This window comes from Oryzomonas rubra (assembly GCF_008369015.1).
GTDB classification, from domain to species: domain Bacteria; phylum Desulfobacterota; class Desulfuromonadia; order Geobacterales; family Pseudopelobacteraceae; genus Oryzomonas; species Oryzomonas japonica.
This window is the reverse complement of the sequence record NZ_SRSD01000001.1, coordinates 410,657-428,221: the sequence shown is the minus strand read 5'-3', so window position 1 is coordinate 428,221 and position 17,565 is coordinate 410,657. Positions and strand designations below refer to the sequence as shown.

General features: G+C 56.0%; 18 protein-coding genes. 17 read left to right on the top strand and 1 reads right to left on the bottom strand.

The features are described from left to right. Positions 1 to 9: 9 nt before the first annotated feature. Positions 10 to 474: a dUTP diphosphatase gene (dut, locus tag ET418_RS01980; RefSeq protein WP_149305891.1), complete on the bottom strand. Its 465-nt coding sequence runs from the start codon at positions 472 to 474 to the stop codon at positions 10 to 12. Between the two features lie 105 nt (positions 475 to 579). Between dut and ET418_RS01975 the strand changes: the two genes are divergently transcribed. The 17 genes from ET418_RS01975 (at position 580) to ET418_RS01895 (ending at position 17,562) form a co-directional block, all read left to right on the top strand. Then, positions 580 to 1,677 carry an aminopeptidase gene (locus tag ET418_RS01975; RefSeq protein ID WP_149305890.1) on the top strand — a complete coding sequence of 366 codons (1,098 nt, stop codon included), beginning with the start codon at positions 580 to 582 and terminating at the stop codon, positions 1,675 to 1,677. A 19-nt stretch (positions 1,678 to 1,696) separates the two neighbouring features. Then, positions 1,697 to 2,200: a hypothetical protein gene (locus ET418_RS01970; RefSeq protein ID WP_149305889.1), complete on the top strand. Its 504-nt coding sequence runs from the start codon at positions 1,697 to 1,699 to the stop codon at positions 2,198 to 2,200. Between the two features lie 30 nt (positions 2,201 to 2,230). Continuing rightward, on the top strand, positions 2,231 to 2,632 hold the full coding sequence (locus ET418_RS01965) for a hypothetical protein (RefSeq protein WP_149305888.1): 402 nt from the start codon (positions 2,231 to 2,233) through the stop codon (positions 2,630 to 2,632). A gap of 10 nt (positions 2,633 to 2,642) precedes the next feature. Further along, a complete protein-coding gene (locus tag ET418_RS01960; protein ID WP_149305887.1) occupies positions 2,643 to 3,527 on the top strand; it encodes an ATP-binding protein in 885 nt (294 codons plus the stop codon). A gap of 201 nt (positions 3,528 to 3,728) precedes the next feature. Continuing rightward, positions 3,729 to 4,571: an HDOD domain-containing protein gene (locus ET418_RS01955; protein WP_149305886.1), complete on the top strand. Its 843-nt coding sequence runs from the start codon at positions 3,729 to 3,731 to the stop codon at positions 4,569 to 4,571. Between the two features lie 37 nt (positions 4,572 to 4,608). Beyond that, entirely contained in the window at positions 4,609 to 5,487 is an 879-nt protein-coding gene (locus ET418_RS01950; RefSeq protein WP_338045067.1) for a decaprenyl-phosphate phosphoribosyltransferase, read from the top strand. Next, positions 5,484 to 6,386, top strand: coding sequence for a glycosyltransferase family 2 protein (locus ET418_RS01945; protein ID WP_149305884.1), 903 nt, complete (start codon positions 5,484 to 5,486; stop codon positions 6,384 to 6,386). Before ET418_RS01950 ends, ET418_RS01945 begins: the two co-directional genes overlap by 4 nt. A gap of 4 nt (positions 6,387 to 6,390) precedes the next feature. Further along, positions 6,391 to 7,215: an ABC transporter permease gene (locus ET418_RS01940; RefSeq protein WP_188055212.1), complete on the top strand. Its 825-nt coding sequence runs from the start codon at positions 6,391 to 6,393 to the stop codon at positions 7,213 to 7,215. Positions 7,216 to 7,219: 4 nt separating this feature from the next. After that, positions 7,220 to 8,506, top strand: a complete 1,287-nt coding sequence (locus ET418_RS01935) for an ABC transporter ATP-binding protein (RefSeq protein WP_149305883.1) — start codon at positions 7,220 to 7,222, stop codon at positions 8,504 to 8,506. Next, complete coding sequence (locus tag ET418_RS01930) at positions 8,478 to 9,200, top strand: class I SAM-dependent methyltransferase (RefSeq protein ID WP_246152920.1); 723 nt, start codon at positions 8,478 to 8,480, stop codon at positions 9,198 to 9,200. The genes ET418_RS01935 and ET418_RS01930 overlap by 29 nt, the downstream gene beginning before the upstream one ends. Further along, positions 9,200 to 10,159, top strand: a complete 960-nt coding sequence (locus tag ET418_RS01925; protein WP_149305881.1) for a glycosyltransferase — start codon at positions 9,200 to 9,202, stop codon at positions 10,157 to 10,159. Before ET418_RS01930 ends, ET418_RS01925 begins: the two co-directional genes overlap by 1 nt. Beyond that, the gene (locus ET418_RS18630) at positions 10,156 to 11,295 is read left to right on the top strand and encodes a glycosyltransferase family 9 protein (protein ID WP_188055209.1); all 1,140 of its coding nucleotides are present in this window, start codon (positions 10,156 to 10,158) and stop codon (positions 11,293 to 11,295) included. The genes ET418_RS01925 and ET418_RS18630 overlap by 4 nt, the downstream gene beginning before the upstream one ends. Positions 11,296 to 11,299: 4 nt before the next feature. Beyond that, the gene (locus ET418_RS01915) at positions 11,300 to 12,181 is read left to right on the top strand and encodes a glycosyltransferase family 2 protein (RefSeq protein ID WP_149305879.1); all 882 of its coding nucleotides are present in this window, start codon (positions 11,300 to 11,302) and stop codon (positions 12,179 to 12,181) included. Next, a complete protein-coding gene (locus ET418_RS01910; RefSeq protein WP_149305878.1) occupies positions 12,178 to 13,575 on the top strand; it encodes a glycosyltransferase in 1,398 nt (465 codons plus the stop codon). The genes ET418_RS01915 and ET418_RS01910 overlap by 4 nt, the downstream gene beginning before the upstream one ends. Then, the gene (locus tag ET418_RS01905) at positions 13,572 to 15,065 is read left to right on the top strand and encodes a glycosyltransferase family 2 protein (RefSeq protein ID WP_149305877.1); all 1,494 of its coding nucleotides are present in this window, start codon (positions 13,572 to 13,574) and stop codon (positions 15,063 to 15,065) included. The genes ET418_RS01910 and ET418_RS01905 overlap by 4 nt, the downstream gene beginning before the upstream one ends. Then, positions 15,062 to 16,414: a protoporphyrinogen/coproporphyrinogen oxidase gene (locus ET418_RS01900; protein WP_149305876.1), complete on the top strand. Its 1,353-nt coding sequence runs from the start codon at positions 15,062 to 15,064 to the stop codon at positions 16,412 to 16,414. The genes ET418_RS01905 and ET418_RS01900 overlap by 4 nt, the downstream gene beginning before the upstream one ends. A gap of 164 nt (positions 16,415 to 16,578) precedes the next feature. Continuing rightward, complete coding sequence (locus ET418_RS01895) at positions 16,579 to 17,562, top strand: glycosyltransferase family 9 protein (protein WP_246152899.1); 984 nt, start codon at positions 16,579 to 16,581, stop codon at positions 17,560 to 17,562. Positions 17,563 to 17,565: the final 3 nt, after the last annotated feature.

Below are 17,565 nucleotides of genomic sequence, written 5' to 3'. Positions count from 1 at the left end.
CCCTGTTGGTCAATCCCTGCCGGTATGGCCAAAACCTCCTGCACCACGTGAACTGTCTTGACTGAACCCCTCGACGATACTCAATTCTGCTTGGACCACCGGCACAAAGAGCATTTGGCAGATGCGTTCGCCCGGCTCCACGGTATAGGCGGTCGCGCCCCGGTTCAGGATGCCGATGCCAATCTCTCCCTGGTAGTCCGAATCGATAACCCCGACAGTATTGGCCAGCACAATCCCGTGTTTGATGCCGAGTCCTGAGCGGGGTACCAGGAGAGCCACCAGGCCCGGGTCATGGATGCTGATGGCTATGCCGCTGGGGACCAACACGGTCTCTCCGGGCTGCACCGTGAGGGGGGCGTCCAGGCAGGCCCGCATGTCCATGGCCGCCGAACCGCCGGTGGCATAGGTGGGAAGAGGGATGCGCGAGCCCATTAGCGGGCTCATGATTTTGGTTTCAATTTTGTGTCTGTTCATGATAGCTTTCCCGGCAATTCAGAATGAATGCGTTTGGTCGTTACCATAACCAAGAGAGGCTATCAAGCGCAACCAAAATCTGCTGGTAAAAAGGGGTTATGTCTGATGAAAGATGCCAGAATTACTCAGTTTGCAGAGATATTGGTAGACTATTCGACGCGGGTGAAGAAGGGTGACGTGGTGCTGATCAACGCCGCAGGGCTCGAGGCCCTTCCCTTGGTCAAGGAGCTCCACGCCCTCTGCCTTAAACGGGGCGCCGCGTATGTGGAATATGCCTTTTCCGTCCCCGAGATCGACTGCAATTTCTACAACCTGGCCAACAAACAGCAGTTGGAGCATTTTCCCCAGCACAAACTGGATTTTTTCAAGACCTTGACCGTCTACATCGGCATCGCGGCCGGCGACAACTCCATGGTCATGGCCAATGCCCGCCAGCAGGCCATGGTTGCCTACCAGAAACTCACCAGACCGCTGGTGGACCAACGGGTCAAACATACCCGCTGGGTGGTGACACGCTACCCGACCCATGCCGCGGCCCAGGAAGCCAAGATGAGTTTGGATGAGTACGAGGATTACCTGTTTTCGGCCTGTTGCATCGATTGGCATGCCGAGTCGAAAAAACAGGCCAAACTCAAGAAGCTGATCGACAAAACCAAAGAGGTCCGCATCGTTGCGCCGGATACTGATCTGGCATTCAGTATCGACGGCCTGCCGGGGATCAAATGCGACGGACGTCTTAATATGCCGGACGGCGAGGTGTTCACTGCACCGGTTCGGGATTCGGTCCAGGGACATATCACCTACAACTGCCCCAGCATCTATCAGGGCAAGGAGTTTAACGGCGTGCGCTTCGAGTTCAAGGACGGCAGGATCGTCAAGGCCAGCGCCGACGCCGGCATGAGCGGGGCGCTCAACAAAATTCTGGATACGGATGAGGGAGCCCGCTATATCGGCGAATTTTCCCTGGGGATCAATCCCGGCATCCGTCGCCCCATGCGCAACATCCTCTTTGACGAGAAGATTTTCGGCTCGATTCATTTCACGCCGGGTCAGGCCTACGATGAGTGCGACAACGGCAACCGCTCCGCCGTGCATTGGGACCTGGTCAGAATCCTTGCCGATGGGGAAATCTGGTTTGATGGCGTCCTGATTCAGAAGAAGGGCGTGTTTGTCCATAAGGAGCTGTTGGAACTGAATCCGTGACAGGGGTGGAATGATTCGTATGAGTGAAGAGAAACAACCCGAGATCGAATTTGAACATGATGATTTCGAGAGCGCGTCGTTCGACGATGAACTCCGGGTGGATGGGTGTTGCCAGGAATTGCTCAAGCGCTTTTACCTCTATCTGGTCGGCAGAGGCATGACGCCGGAGCAGGCATCGGAGTTGGCCTTCAGCGCCGATCTCTATCTGCGGGACTACGTGGTGGATTTCGCCCGTGAGAACGTGTCCCGGCCGCAACCGGGCATCGTGAGGCGCTTTGCGGCGACATGGTTCATCACCCACACGCTCGATCCGGAGATGCGCATCCTGGAGCGGCACCTGGCCGGCGTCCGTGAGCTGTATCGCTACCTGCACGGGCAACACCTGATCTCCCGGGAGGAGCTTGATTTTCTTGAGGCAGAGGCGGCCCAGACCGACTACTATCGCCAGCGTATCGAGAGCTTTCTTGCTATTGTCGGCGATGGCTATTTTGCCTGGGAGGCGGAGTGCCCCCTGCGGGGCTGACATTTTCACTCTAAAGGGAACCGATGGACCATGGCTGGTAGAAGTTTGAAACGGATAACCATAACGATCCTGGCCCAGGAGCACATAAGGAAAGACTGGTACTTCGACTTCGAGGCAGAGCATTTCCGGCGTTTTTGCGAGAACCTGTCGCGGGAGATGAAGAAGCTGGGTGTTGCGCTTGCCATCGTGCACAACCGGGATGCTACCATCACCATCAACAGCTATGCCGACCTGCTGAACTGTGTCAGGATTTCCTCCCCCAATGACGGTCATAGCAACCAGTGCGTCGGGCACATCATCGGCAAGAGTGAACATCTGGATATTATACAGGATATTGGGGTGGCTGTGCGACGGATCGCCTTTGCCCCGGAAACGGTTGCACCGTCAAATGAATTCAGAAAGGTATGCCACAACTGCGGTTGCGGGTGTTGAAACAGGACCAATGAACGATACTACGGATAGATTCGAAGCATTGCTGGAAAGAGTAGATCTACTTATCGAAGGGATGATGCCTACTGCCGCTGCCCCCCCTGATTGCGAACATTACCTGGCGTTTCGCTGGGAACGGACCGGCGAGCGGGGCCGGCTGGCGCCGGTAATGAATCCCCATCTCTTTGATCTGAACGAATTGGTTGGCATCGACGATATCAAGGAAGAGGTGGTGCGCAACACCACCCAGTTCGTAGAGGGGCTGCCGGCCAATAATGTGCTCCTGTGGGGCGAGCGGGGATGCGGTAAATCGTCCCTGGTCAAGGGGCTCCTGAAACCGTTTGCCTCGCGGGGATTGCGGATCGTGGAACTGAAGCGCTGGGATATCATGTCCTTGCCCCACATAACCTCCCTGCTGCGGGAGGCACCGTACCGTTTTCTCCTGTTCTGCGACGACCTTTCCTTTGATGAGGGTGAGGGGGATTTCCGTGCCCTCAAGACCCTGCTGGACGGCGATATCGAGGAACGACCCGGCAATGTGCTGATCTACGCCACCTCGAACCGTCGCCACCTCATGCCGGAGCGGATGGAGGACAACACCGGCGACCTGGAGATACATCCCGAAGAGGCTGTGGGTGAAAAGCTGGCATTAGCCGATCGTTTTGGTCTGTCGTTCGGGTTTTACAGCCTCGACCAGGATGAGTACCTGGATGTGGTCCGTTATTATGCCGCCCATCGGGGGCTTAGCATGGAAGACGAGGAACTGTGCGCCTTGGCGGTGAAGTGGTCGTTGTACTCCGCGCGCCGCAGCGGGCGTTCGGCCCGCCAGTTTGTGGATGACCTGGAAGGGCGTCTGGGGCTGACAAAGAACGGCAGGCGGAAAAAGTCTTCCCATTGACCGGGGCATGTGATGTTCCAGGCAGGTTCAAGTCACGGAAAATAGTAGCTTTAAACGATATTATGGTGTATTTGTTAAGGCAAGCACATCTCGTGGACAAGAATCTGGATATATGTCTGCCCGCCTGAAACGCAGGAGAAAATAGCTGGAAAAACGACAGTGAGCGCTGTCAACCCCCTTCTGCGAAGGAGAAGTTTGTCTATGGCCACCGCCGTCATACCGGAAACTGTCAGGAAACTGCTTGCTTCGCAGCCTATCGAACTGCCGATCTTTCATCCCGTTGCCATCAAGCTGCAACGAATGCTTTCCGATTATGACTTTACGGTGGATGAAGTCGCCCATGTGGCCATCGAGGACCAGTCTTTGGCCACCCAGATGCTGAAGATGGCCAATTCGCCCATGTATATGGGGCGCACCAAGGTCGCCACCATCAAAGAGGCCGTTATCCGGCTGGGGGCGCAACAGGTTATCAATCTCGCCATAGCCGCCTCACAAGCCGCCATTCACTCGTCTCAGAACGAAGCGCTCAACCGTTACATGAAGCAGCTTTGGCTCCATAGCCACGGCTCGGCCCTCGGCGCGCGCTGGCTTGCCCATGGTTGCGGCATGCGCGGCGTTGCGGACGAAACCTATCTGGCCGCGCTGCTGCACGATGTGGGTAAACTCTACCTGCTCAAAGCGATCGAGCGCCTGGTGGATGCCGGTGTGATCAGTTCCCTGTTCGACGAAGAGTTGATCTCCGATATCTTCGAGGCCATGCATGTGGAACAGGGCTACCGCCTGATGCTGCACTGGAATTTCCCGGCCATGTACTGCGATGTGGTCCGGGATCACCATCTCGAACAGTGGGATGTGGTCAACAAGATGCTGACCATTGTCCGCTTCGTCAACCTGGCCTGTCGCCGGGTCGGCCTCGGCCTGAAACACGATCCCGCATTGGAGTTGATCGCAACCAAAGAGGCGGAAGTTCTTGATCTCAGCAGTTTCCAGATCGCAGAACTTGAAGCGTTGCTTGAAGAATCACGGGAAGCCGTGTTTGAATAACTCTCGTCCAACGGACGTTCACGCGTCCGTTCACAAGATGGTGCCGCTCGCCATGTCTTTACCCACCCTCCGGGGGTACCTTAAACTTCTTCGGCCGACACAATGGCTGAAAAACCTGATGATTTTCTTTCCCCCCTTTCTGGGAGGGACGTTCTTCCTGGCCGTTATTCGTCCCACCGCGCTGATCCCGTTCGTCTCCTTCTGTCTGGCGTCAAGTGCCACCTACATCCTCAATGATCTTCTGGACATGGAACATGATCGCAACCATCCCGAAAAGCGGTTGCGACCGTTGCCGTCCGGCCGGATATCACCTCTTTCCGCCCGTGCGCTTGCCCTTATTCTTGCTGGTGCCGCCATAGCCCTTGCCTGGAAAGTATCCCTGTCGTTCCTGTCGTTTCTGCTGCTTTACGGCGCCGTATCCAGCGCCTATTCAATCAGATTGAAAGAATATGCGCTGGTCGATATCTTTTGCATATCGGCCGGATTCCTGCTGCGGCTCGAAGCCGGGGGCGCCGCTTTCGGGGTAACGATCTCGGAGTGGCTTTTCCTGAGTGTGTTTCTGCTGGCGGTATTCCTCAGCACCGGCAAGCGCCTCAGTGAAAAGAACCGGTTGGGTGTGTCTGCCGCCAATCACCGTAAGGTCCTTGCCACCTATCCTGAAGGTTTTTTGGACGGGACCATGTTCATGACCGGAGGGGCTGTGCTGGTTACGTACACCCTCTATGTGATCTCGCGCCACTCTTCGCTGCTCCTCTACACGGTCCCGCTTTGTTGTTTCGGCCTATTGCGCTATATCCTCCGGGTCCAGTCCGGGAAGGGGGGCGATCCGACCGAGTCGTTGCTCCGGGATATGCCGCTCTTTATCGTTGGGCTCGTCTGGGCGGTGATGGTGGGGTGGGGGATATACGTCCCATGAGACGGCATCTGCCCACATGGTTGTACAAGGTATTCCCGTTTGATTTGCGGGGGGACTGTTCCGTACCCCCGGCACGGGACGGCATCCGCATATCCTGCATTATCAATTTCTACGGCCGGCTCGACCTGCTTTCCGGTATCCTTCATTCTCTTGCCCAGCAGCACTACGACAGGGAGCGGTTTGAGGTCGTCCTTGTCGAGGATCGAAACGGCACGGATGGCGGCAGGCAGCTAGCGGAACATTTTAAGGATGAACTCCAAATCGTCTACCTTCCTCTTGACAAAAACTTCGGGAGAATGGGCTATTCGAGGAACTACGGTCTGTCCCGGTCCCGTGGCGAGATCGTCCTTTTTCTTGACGACGATACCGTCATCTTGCAGCAAGATTTCCTCGCGGTTCTCGATGACCGATTTGGGCGCGATGCCGGCCCGGATGCCGTGGTACCCCATGGCCATGCCAGCTTCGCCTTGATCCGGGGACACTATGATTTCCATGATCCCTATTTCATGACCAGCCGCTGTACCGCCTATCGTCGGGATGTCCTGGCGGAACTTGGTGGATTTATGGCTCACTTTGTGGGCCAGGAGGACGTGGAGTGTGTTGTCAGGTTTCTCATGGCCGGCAAACGATCGGAAAACGTCTCGGAACTGAACTATTTTCATCCCCCGCTGTTGGTCCCGAATTTTCGCAAACCAAAGTCCGTGGGGCATTCGTTCTATTGTCTTAAATCAAAATACCCCTTGCCTATCTGGCTCATAGTCATTCTCAACTGTTCCCGACACGCCCCCTTATACCTGCTTCCCATGAGGCGATGCCGGGAGATGGGGCGATTTGGCATCGGTTTTTTTACCGGGGTGTTTGTTTCCCTTTTCAAAAAGGAAGGCTTTCAGTACAATTGAGGCGATGGATCAACCTGAAATCATTATAAAGCCCGGCATGGGTGCACTCCACTACTGGCGCGATATCTGGCGCTACCGGGAGCTTTTCTTCTTTCTGGCATGGCGGGATATCCTGGTGCGCTATAAGCAAACCGCTATCGGTATCGCCTGGAGCGTGCTGCGGCCACTCTTGACCATGGTGGTCTTCACCATTGTCTTCGGAAAATTGGCCAAGCTCCCCTCGAACGGCGTCCCGTATCCGATCATGGTCTATGCGGCCATGCTGCCGTGGCAGTTCTTTGCCAACTCCCTCACCGAGAGCAGTAACTCCCTGATTGACAACTCAAACCTGCTCACCAAGGTCTATTTCCCCCGCTTGATCGTCCCGGCCGGCTCGGTCATCGTCAGCGTGGTGGATTTCCTTATCTCCGCTGTCATCCTAGCCGGGTTGATGGTCTGGTACCGTTTCATACCTGACATGAGAATTCTCTTCTTGCCTGCATTCTTCGTGATGGCGTTCATGGCCTCCTTCGGTGCCGGGTTATGGCTTTCCGCGCTCAACGTGCAGTATCGCGACTTCCGCTACGTGGTGCCGTTTCTGGTGCAGTTCGGCCTCTATATATCGCCGGTCGGCTTTTCCAGCGCCATCGTCCCCGAGGAGTGGCGTTTCCTGTACTTCCTCAACCCCATGGTCGGGGTTATCGATGGTTTCCGCTGGGCGCTCTTGGGCGATGCCTTTCCGGTCAACTGGCCCGGATTTGCACTTTCCTTCGTTCTGGTTTCCTTGATCCTTGCCAGCGGGTTGTTTTATTTTCGCCGCATGGAACGCAGCTTTGCGGACGTGGTGTGAGCGGATGTCCACTGTCATTACCGTTGAAAATCTCGGCAAAAAATACCTCCTGCGGCACCAGTCCGGTAAACAGCCGTATGTGGCCCTGCGCGATGTACTGAGTGATGGGGTGCGGAATCTCGGCCGTAAGCTGCTGGGGCAGGGCAAGGCAACGGCTTACAGTGCGGAACAGGAAGAGTTTTGGGCGCTCAAGGATGTTTCCTTCGAGGTCAAGCAGGGAGACCGGATCGGTATCATCGGGCGTAACGGCGCCGGAAAATCGACGCTGCTGAAGATCCTCAGCCGCATCACCGAGCCGACCAGGGGCAGCGTCCGTATCAAGGGGAGGGTGGCCAGCCTGCTGGAGGTGGGGACCGGTTTTCACCCCGAGCTGACCGGGAGGGAGAACATCTACCTCAACGGCGCAATTCTTGGGATGAGCCGGGCGGAGATCAAGCAGAAGTTCGACGAGATCGTCGATTTTGCGGAGATCGAGAAGTTTCTGGATACGCCGGTTAAGCGCTATTCATCGGGAATGTACGTGCGGCTGGCCTTTGCCGTAGCGGCGCACTTGGAACCGGAGATTCTTGTCGTCGATGAGGTGCTGGCGGTTGGGGATGCACAGTTTCAGAAGAAATGTTTGGGGAAGATGGAGGATGTGTCGGCCAAGGAAGGGCGGACGGTGTTGTTTGTGAGCCATAATATGGGGGCGGTCGCAGAATTGTGTACGTCAGCCATGGTTATGAGCGAAGGGGCCATCTACTATCACGGTGATGTACCAACGTCGGTATCACGTTATATGAGCCATCTTTCGGATATGCTCGTGACGGTCCGCGATCTGGCTGTCTGGCCAACCCGAACCGGTTCGGGAGCCGCGCGGATTGTTCGGGCCACTTTGACCTGGGAGAGTGGCGATATGGAGCGGGCTTGTCCCGCGTTGGGCGACACTCTGATAATTTCTTTCGATGTTGAACGGTTGCCGCAAACGGCTCCCAATGACCTCAGGCTTTCGGTTGCAATCAGGACAATAACAGGTGTCAGGACGCTCCACGTCGCTAACGAGGACGATCATTTTACCTTTCCCGAGGCTCTTCACACATCAATCTCTGTGGAATTCCCTGATCTCAGGCTATATCCGGGGCTCTATTCCGTTTCACTTTGGGTCGGCAGCAATCAGTACGTTGATTACGATTACGTACAGGATTGCTTGAATTTCGAGGTTGTCCAGGGGGACCGGCTCCCGAGAAACTTCAAGTCCGATTGGAGTCAAGGGCTTGTTTACCATGAGTCGCGGTGGCGAAATGATCGGTAGGGGGCATAACAGGAGGTTATATCCGCGTCTTTTTGACTGCGACTACTTGCACCTCTCCACGTTGAGGGAGGCCGTCCGTCCTTTTGCCACCCAGTGTCGCGGTCAGCTTCTCGATTACGGTTGTGGCAGCAAACCATATCGTGAGTTGTTTACTCATACCACAAGCTATACCGGAGCAGACTTTGAGGTGTATGACCGGCATGATATGATGCTCGGAGCGGATGGAAGATTGCCCTGTGACGATGAGAGCTTTGATGCGATAACATCCTTCCAGGTGCTTGAACATGTCAAAATACCTTCATTTTTTTTGGCGGAGTGCTGTCGCGTTTTGCGCCCCGGCGGGTTAATCCTGCTTACAACTCATGGAATGTGGCCCTATCACCCCGGTCCGCATAACGACGATTTTTTTCGTTGGACCGCCTCTGGTCTGGAAATACTAATGTGTGAAAATAGTTTTACAACTATTTCCATTTCAGGCGTATGCCGGGGATATCTCTGTCTGTTGCAACAGCTGTTGGTTCTGCATGATCCGGCACGGACCAAGCGAAGTCTTGCCAAGCGGATTGTGTATGCGCTTTATTCCGGCATTGTTAATCTGGCCGGTATGGTTGCTTTTAAAATCATGCCGGAAATGAGTCAACAAGGAGACATTTTGCCTGTCTGCTACGTCGTTGTCGCCCGGAAAACAGTATAATGTGTGGTGCCCCGATGCCTGCTGTGTCATTGATAATCTGTAGTCATAACGCGCCAGCCTCTCTTGATGACACTCTTACAAGCATTTTGGAGCAGTGCCCGCTTTCGACCGCGGAACTAGTACTCGTCAATAATGGGTTTAACGAACAGCGGGTGGATGAACTGAGTACGCGACTGAACGGTTATATCGCTTTCACCATTGTGTCGGAGCCGGTTCCCGGACTCGGTTTTGCCCGGAGGAGAGGATTCGCAGAAGCCCGTGGCGACTATTTCGTATTGCTTGATGATGATAATACACTCGCGTCTGGATTCATCGCATCGCTCCTTGATATCGTGGAACGGTATCCTGGACTTGGCGGGCTTTGTCCCTTGGTAGAACCGGATTGGAAGGTGACACCTCCCGAGTGGTTGCAGGACTTCGGAAGACTGTGTCTGAGCTACAACGCTGCTGGCAGGTTTCGACCGGCATTCAGCGAAAAATATTGGGCGCCCGAAAAAGATGCCACTTGGTTGCGTCCCCCGGGCGGTGGGATGATCATCAGCAGAAAGGTAGCCGAGTATTACCTCGCTGTGGTACGGGATCCGGCCCGACTCGCCTTGGCCCGCCGCCCGGACTCCCTGGTCGGGTGTGAGGATGAAGATATCTTTGCCGGAGTGGCGAAACTGAGGATGGGAGTCGTCTTTTCCGAACAGTTGAAAGTATTTCATCATATCTCCGCCATCCGGGTAACCATGAAGTATCTGACCCGCCTTAATTATCAAATGCTTCACTCCTATGGGACTCTTTATGCCATGACGCATAATGACGGGGCATGGCGATGTTTTGGCGGCGCCTTGCGGTGTTTGGAGAAGAGTTTCGTAACTCTTTTCGTCGATTTTTTTCAAGGCAAGATGCGACCGCAACGTCTTTTTTTGGAGATGGTGCGTGCTGTTGGCTATTTCGTGGGGCGAATTTCGTGAATCGAACCAGGGAACTCCTTATCCTGCGACCCGACAACATCGGCGATGTCGTCCTGTTTTCAGGTTGTCTTGAACACATACGGCGTCTCTACCCCGACTATCGCATCACCTTGGCCGTACAGCCCCACATAGTCAATCTGGTCGAACTCTGCCCCTGGGTGGACCGGGTGACTGGGGTCAGGGTCAGGAGGCGGGGGCGGAGTCTTCTCTCCGCTCCGATTCAGGCTGTTGCCAGGGGAGTGGACCGGTTACGGTCTGTTTTCGGTAACAGATATGAAGTTGTGCTCTTTCCCCTTAAATCCCCCGATCCGGATCAACTGGTCCTGTTGAGCAATCATGCGGCTCCGGAAGTTTTCGGGCTGACAGGTTGTTGTGTCAATGCTCCGGAGGGGGGGTATCCTGCGGCTCTGGCCCCGGACAAGCTGTGTACTCATGTTCATGATATCAGTGGAGCGGATCCCTGGCGGCACGAACTTGCCACCAATCTTGAATACCTGGAATTTCTGGGGAGTCCGGTGAAAGACGTTCGGGATATTGGTCCTGTCGTCTGGCTGTCGGACGCCGATCACGCTTTTTCCCGATTTAAGGACTCGGCGCCTTCACCGATTGTTGGTGTTTTCCCGTGCTCATTCGATCCGAGGAAAAATTGGGGGCTGGATAATTATGTTAATTGGGCCAAATCTCTCGAGATGGTGGGAACATTTGTTATCTTTGGTGCTGCGGCTGACAGGAATATGGCCTCAGCGCTAGCCGACAGCCTGCATGAGGCTCGCCCATCCGTTGCCGTCATCAATATGGTAGGGCAGACGACGCTCCGGCAGCTTGCGGCCGGCATCGGCACGTGTGATATTCTTTTCAGCGTCGATTCGGCAGGGCTTCATCTTGGTATTGCGGCAGGTATCCCAACGGTTGGCATAATGGGGGGATGGCATTTCGGTCGTTTTGCCCCATGGGGAGACCCGGCCCGGCATCGAATCATTACGCACCATCTTCCCTGTTTCGGCTGCAACCTGATGTGCCACAGGCAGCGGCACGAGTGCCTCCATGCGGTTACTCCGTCCGAGGTTGCTGCCTGTTGCAACGAACTGTTGGGCGTCTTTTACCACAAACAGCCGTCCGACCACAGGGGAGAGTGAAGAAATGAACAGTAAAGGAACCTGTCAACTGCCTCGTATCTCCATCGTCACCCCGTCATATAATCAGGGCGCCTATTTGGAGCAAACCATTATTTCCGTTCTCCAGCAGGGGTATGCCAACCTTGAATACATAATAATCGATGGCGGAAGCACGGACAACAGTGTCGAAATCATAAAGCGCTACGAAGGGCATCTCTCATATTGGGTCAGCGAGCCGGACAACGGCCAGAGCTCCGCCATCAATAAAGGGTTTTCCAAGGCAACCGGCGGCCTTTTGGGGTGGCTCAATTCCGACGATTACCTGTTGCCCGGGGCATTGGCAACCATAGCCGCCATGTATCGGGAAAACCCGACTGCCGGCGCCTTTGTCGGTGGTGGTGAATATGTCGATGTCAAGGGCAAAGTTCTCCTCAGCAAGGAGCCGGCCGAGGTTACCCTGGAGTCGCTCTATGATTGGCTGGATATCTTCCACTTTATGCAACCGTCATGCTTTTTCACCCGTGAAGCTTGGGAACGTGCCGGCGGCTTGGACGAATCCGTGCACGTTGCCATGGATGTTGATCTCTGGCTGAAGATCGCCCGCCATTACTCCTTTGCGCGGTCCCCCGTCATGATTTCCCGAAGCCTCGTTCACTCGGGGGCAAAGACCACCTCGCACAGATACTTCAGTGAAATCGACACGGCATTTGTGATTATGCGCCACGGCGGCGAGAAGCAAGGGCGGCGAGCCATTGAAAAGATCGCCGCCAAGCTCGAATGTTATGAACGCTGGCTCAGCATCGTTACCGCCAATCCGCTTTTCGAATATTTGCTGCCGTTTCTGAAACGGCTCGTCGGCTATGAGCGCCAGCTCCGCTCCCGGTATCCCGGCTGGGAGAATAAATGAAAATACTGCACGTTCTGTGGGGGTACAGCCCTTGGCGCGTAGGGGGGCTCGTACAATATGCCGACGATCTCATGGAGGCCCAATCCGGTGCCGGGCATGACGTTGCGGCTTTTTTTTCGGGCCGCCGCGGCCTCTGGGGTGGGCCTGTCCTCGACAAGTGGCAGCGCGGTGCCATCCGCAACTATGAGATACGTAACTCGACACTCATGCATCTGGGGACCCGCGGAACCTTTCCGGCGGCGGCTGAACTGGGTGAACCCTGCTCGGAACGTTTTTTCCGGGAGGCCCTGGATGATTTTACCCCTCAGGTCGTGCACATCCATGAGTTGGCCGGTCTCCCCTTTACGCTTATGGATATTGTCAAGGAACGCAAACTCTCGCTTGTTGTAACGCTTCACGATTACTTTCCCTTCTGTCCCGCCCTTAACCTGTTCACTCCGCAGGGAGAACTATGTCGCGACCAATCCGGCGGCGGTTGTGCCGTCTGTTGCAGCCAAGGGGGGGATGGCGGCTTCAGTGATCGGCTGCGAACCATGAAAGCGGCAGGGTATCCGAAATGGTTGTTTGCCGCCCCCCTTCTGCTGCGGTGCGGCTGGGATCTGCTGTTATCCCGCTGGGAGGGTGATCTGACGCCGGCTCCGACAGAGATCTACCGCGAACGTTTGCGCCGGAACATTGACCGGCTCCGGCGTGTGGATATCATCCTTGCCCAGTCAAGGCGGACCAGGGAAATATATGCGGAACGGACGGGGCGTACCGATATCAGGGTTGCCCACTCGTCCCTTGCCTATATGGAAGAGATTGTACCCAGGCGCAAGGAGAGCATCGCGGCTCCCCTTCGTTTTGCGACGCTCAATGGTGCCGCCGCACCCCATAAGGGAGCCGGGCTCATGGCGGATACGGTAGAAATCCTGCGGCAACGGGGGTATGACGGAAGATACCGCCTCGATATCCATGGCGATATGGACCGGAATGTCCGGCGCCGCCTGCTCTCCTCTGCCTCGGTTCGTTGGCACGGCAGGTATCGGCGCAACCGGCTTGTTGAAATTCTCGATCAGGCGGATGTGGGTATCATCCCCTCTCTCTGCGAAGAGGTCTACGGTTATGTCGGGATCGAATTTTTGGCCCGGGGGGTCCCGGTCATTGGCAACCGTCGTGGAGGGATCGTCGAATACACCCTGAACGGTAAAACCGGCTGGGTCAACGAAACAGGCACGGCTCACGAACTGGCCGATATCATGGAGGGGGTCATGAAAGCCCCGGAGAGCATTCTGCCGCTCAACGATTGGATTATCCATAACCGTAACGCGGTCGTCGCGGATAGGAAAGAACATCTCCGTTTCGTTCTGGAGTGCTATGAAGAGGCGATGGGCATCGGAAGGGAGAACCTATGAGGAGTGAACAATCACTACCTGCGGAGCCGTTGGTTGCGATCATCATCGTCAACTGGAACAAACGGCAGTGTGTGATAAGTCTTCTCGATTCGCTCCGTGCTATCGAGTACGGCAATCATTTGATCGTGATTGTAGATAACGCTTCGACCGATGACTCGATCATGTCCATTCGGGAGCATGAGTTGCCCGCGCTGCTCATTGAGAACAGCGAAAACCTGGGAGGAACCGGCGGCTTCAATACCGGCATGACCACCGCGCTTCGAGAGCTTGAGCCAACGTACCTGTGGCTTCTCGATAACGATGCGGAGGTGCTTCCCGGTACGCTCAAGGTACTGGTCAACCTTATGGAATCGGACAAGGGCATCGGCATCGCCGGTTCGTGCATCATGAGTCCGGAGGACCATGGATTGATCGTCGAGGCAGGGGCATTTGTCGGCTGGCGGTCCGGAACCTCGGACCCTCATCTGCGGTACAGCCGTGTGGATGACTGGCAGGGACCGCGGGTTATGGATGTGGACAGTGTTGCCGCCTGTTCGGCCTTGGTGCGTGCAGAAGCGGTACGTCGGGTCGGTATCATGGACGAACGTTACTTCCTTCATTGGGACGACATCGACTTTTGTATACGGATCGGGAATGCTGGATACCGGGTCGTTGCCTGTCTGGATGCCCCGGCGTTTCATGGCGCGGAAAAGGGGTATAGTCCCATCACTCTGTACTATGATTTTCGGAATGCCCTGCTGTTTCAGGGGAAACATTGCCAGGGGTGGAGCTTGCTGGTTGCTGCCTGGAATATCCTAGGGAATTATCTCGCCTCAATGACCTATCTTTTCCTGCTGGGGCAGCGAAAACCTGCCCGGTACCTTCAGACCGCACTGGGAGATTTTCTCAGCCGGCGTTTCGGACGGGCCGCGACCGCACCCTCGGAACTCGTTTCGCAAGCACCGTTTGCCGCATCGGAATCCGGCACGCAGCTCGGCAAATGCCAAAAGGTTGTCGTTTTTGCCGTCGGCTCGTTTGACGAAGTTGCCTCCGCCATCAGGCGCGTCAAATCGTGCGGCGATTCCATTTCTGTGTCGGTTGCCGTTGCCGCCGACCGTGCCGAGGTCTATCGTCTCCCGGAAGTGGATGCGGTCATTACGTATGATCTTTTTAGATCAGGTCTGCATGAAAAAATAGCGACGGCACTGGCTATCCTGGGAGGTAATTTTTCCTGCGGCGTTACCGCCGGCGGTCCTTTCGTAGTGCCGTATGCCTTTCTTCTGCGTCGGAATTTCCGCTTCGATGGTCGTACAGGAGTTCTTGGACGCCTGGGGGTGTCGCTCTACACCGTTTGGAAGTTGCCTTTTGCCATCGCAGCCGGTAAGCTTTTGGCGGTAAGGTATCTGTTTCCGGTAGTCAGTACCTGCCGAAGCTTGAGAAATGAGGCCGGCAACTATGAGCCTGAATCTGCAAAGGGCAGGCAGAAGATGGAGGAATCTACTGCACCATGAATATCTGTATACTCGGCGCCGGTCCCACTGGCCTGGGCGCCGCCTACCATCTCCATAAACTCGGCCATACCAACTGGCGACTCTTCGAGCGCAACGATCATGTCGGTGGCCTTTCCGCCTCGTTCGTGGACGATGCAGGCTACACCTGGGATATCGGCGGCCACGTACTTTTCTCGCACTACGATTACTTTGACAAAGCTGTTGCCGAAGCGCTGGGCGACTCCTATTACGAGCACCAGCGTGAAAGTTGGGTCCGTATCCTGCAAACCTGGGTGCCGTATCCCTTTCAGAACAATGTCCGTCATCTCCCGGATGACGCTTTGCAGGCGTGCGTCGACGGTTTGCGTAACCTTCAGGGAAGCCCGACACAGACTGCCAATTTCCGCGACTGGATGGATACGGTCTTTGGCAGCGGTATCGTCAAGCACTTCATGGAGCCCTACAACCGCAAGGTGTGGGGGGTGCCGCTGGAAACCATGAGCAAAGACTGGATCGCCGAGCGGGTCAGTATGGTGGACCTCGCCCGCATTGAAAAAAACATAGCCGATGGACGGGACGATCTGAGTTGGGGACCGAACAATACCTTCAAGTTCCCGAAGCAGGGAGGGACCGGGGCGATCTACGAAGGAGCGGCCAAGCCGTTCAGGGACAGGATTCATCTGAACCATGAGATGCAAGCGATCGATCTGGAGGCAAAACAGGTCAGGTTCACCAACGGCAGGGTGGAGTCGTACGATGTGCTGATCACCACGGCTCCTCTGGACGTGTTTGTCAGGTCATGCAACTCCATGCCGGAAGCGGTTATTACCGCCACGGATGATCTGGTCCATAACGGCGGCCTGATCGTTGGGCTAGGGTTTGACGGGGGCCGGGCGGATACAAAGTGCTGGATGTACTTCCCGGAAAGCAACAGCCCGTTCTACCGGGTGACAAACTTCCACAACTATTCTCCCCACAACGTGCCAAACGGCGACGCGAAACGCTCGTTTTCCCTCATGTGCGAGACTACCTACTCGCCACACAAGCCGGAGTCTCCGGCGACCATCGTGGATGAAACGATCCAGGGGCTTATCAATAGTGGCATGATCGAGAACCGGCAGCGTGAGGATATTGTCAGCCGCTATCTGATCGATATTCCTTACTCCTATCCAGTGCCGGCTCTGGGGCGGGACAGGGCTCTCAGCCTGATCCAGCCATATCTCGAATCCCGGGATGTCTACTCTCGCGGTCGTTTCGGCGCCTGGAAATACGAGGTCGGCAATATGGATCACTCCTTCATGCAGGGGGTTGAAGTGGTTGACCGGCTGTTGGCAGGAACAGAAGAAAAGGTTATCAATGGAAAGGGTTGACAGGGCTTGAGCCGGTGGGCCAGTTACGACTTCTCAAAGGGCTTGATTCGTGCGTCGGCAGGATTGCCGTCCGGATTGCTGCGTTTATTCCACAACGATTGCCGGCTGGGCCTCCCGCTTCATTCCTCCTCATTCGTCCCGGCGGCATCGGCGATGCCGTACACTTGATACCCACAATCAGCGCCATCAAGACCGCATACCCGGATGCAACCATTGATGTCCTCGCCGAAAAACGCAACAGCGCCATCTTCAGACTCTCCCCCCAGATTCGTCGTGTCTTCCATTACGACAGGCCAGCCGAGTTGTTCCGCGCTCTGTGTGGCAGCTACGACGTGGTTATCGACACCGAACAGTGGCACCGCCTGTCGGCCGTGGTCGCCCGCATGGCCCGTGCGCCCGTGTTGATCGGCTATGCCACCAACGAGCGCGCACGCCTGTTTACCCATCCCATCACCTATTCCCAGGACGAGTACGAGATCGACAGCTTTTTTAGGCTGCTCACGCCGTTGGACGTTGCGCAGCGCAAGGTCTCTTTCCCTTTTCTTGCCATTCCCCGCGAGGCGGTGGAGCGAGGGGACGCGCTTCTTAGAGAGATCAAAGAGAAGGCATTCGTAACGATCTTTCCCGGCGCCAGCATCCCGGAACGGCGCTGGGGAGCGGAGAGATTCGGAAAAATAGCTGAGATGCTGGCCGCCTTGGGAATGGCGGTTGTCGTGGTGGGAGGCAGGGAGGACGAAGGGCAGGGGAAGGTAATCGTTGCCGGTGGGGCGGGGCTGAACCTGGCGGGCCGGACCTCGTTGTCCGAAACCGCAGCGGTGATTCAGAAAAGTGCCCTGCTAGTGAGTGGTGATTCCGGCGTGTTGCACATTGCCGTGGGGTTAGGGGTTCCGACCGTGTCGTTGTTCGGGCCGGGAAGGGCGAAAAAATGGGCGCCGCGGGGGGATCGCCATCTGGTGATCGACAAGGGGCTCACCTGTTCCCCCTGCACAACCTTCGGCACCACGCCCCCATGCCCCATCGCTGCCCGGTGCATGCGGGACATCACCGTCGATGAGGTCTGCAACGCCGTGACCGTCCTGTTGGCTGCCACGGGGGGCCTTCCTTCTTCCTGTTGCCAGGACAAAGAAGGAGGGAAGCGGCGTTCCTAACGT

What these genes read in the sequence shown, in the direction of transcription:
- ET418_RS01970 (WP_149305889.1), top strand. Translation starts at nt 1,697, where the DNA reads ATGAGTGAAGAGAAACAACCCGAGATCGAATTTGAACATGATGATTTC.
- ET418_RS01905 (WP_149305877.1), top strand. Translation starts at nt 13,572, where the DNA reads ATGAGGAGTGAACAATCACTACCTGCGGAGCCGTTGGTTGCGATCATC.
- dut (WP_149305891.1), bottom strand. Translation starts at nt 474, where the DNA reads ATGAACAGACACAAAATTGAAACCAAAATCATGAGCCCGCTAATGGGC.
- ET418_RS01915 (WP_149305879.1), top strand. Translation starts at nt 11,300, where the DNA reads ATGAACAGTAAAGGAACCTGTCAACTGCCTCGTATCTCCATCGTCACC.
- ET418_RS01940 (WP_188055212.1), top strand. Translation starts at nt 6,391, where the DNA reads ATGGATCAACCTGAAATCATTATAAAGCCCGGCATGGGTGCACTCCAC.
- ET418_RS01910 (WP_149305878.1), top strand. Translation starts at nt 12,178, where the DNA reads ATGAAAATACTGCACGTTCTGTGGGGGTACAGCCCTTGGCGCGTAGGG.
- ET418_RS01925 (WP_149305881.1), top strand. Translation starts at nt 9,200, where the DNA reads ATGTGTGGTGCCCCGATGCCTGCTGTGTCATTGATAATCTGTAGTCAT.
- ET418_RS01900 (WP_149305876.1), top strand. Translation starts at nt 15,062, where the DNA reads ATGAATATCTGTATACTCGGCGCCGGTCCCACTGGCCTGGGCGCCGCC.
- ET418_RS01935 (WP_149305883.1), top strand. Translation starts at nt 7,220, where the DNA reads ATGTCCACTGTCATTACCGTTGAAAATCTCGGCAAAAAATACCTCCTG.
- ET418_RS01945 (WP_149305884.1), top strand. Translation starts at nt 5,484, where the DNA reads ATGAGACGGCATCTGCCCACATGGTTGTACAAGGTATTCCCGTTTGAT.
- ET418_RS01955 (WP_149305886.1), top strand. Translation starts at nt 3,729, where the DNA reads ATGGCCACCGCCGTCATACCGGAAACTGTCAGGAAACTGCTTGCTTCG.
- ET418_RS01975 (WP_149305890.1), top strand. Translation starts at nt 580, where the DNA reads ATGAAAGATGCCAGAATTACTCAGTTTGCAGAGATATTGGTAGACTAT.
- ET418_RS01965 (WP_149305888.1), top strand. Translation starts at nt 2,231, where the DNA reads ATGGCTGGTAGAAGTTTGAAACGGATAACCATAACGATCCTGGCCCAG.
- ET418_RS01930 (WP_246152920.1), top strand. Translation starts at nt 8,478, where the DNA reads ATGAGTCGCGGTGGCGAAATGATCGGTAGGGGGCATAACAGGAGGTTA.
- ET418_RS01960 (WP_149305887.1), top strand. Translation starts at nt 2,643, where the DNA reads ATGAACGATACTACGGATAGATTCGAAGCATTGCTGGAAAGAGTAGAT.
- ET418_RS01950 (WP_338045067.1), top strand. Translation starts at nt 4,609, where the DNA reads ATGGTGCCGCTCGCCATGTCTTTACCCACCCTCCGGGGGTACCTTAAA.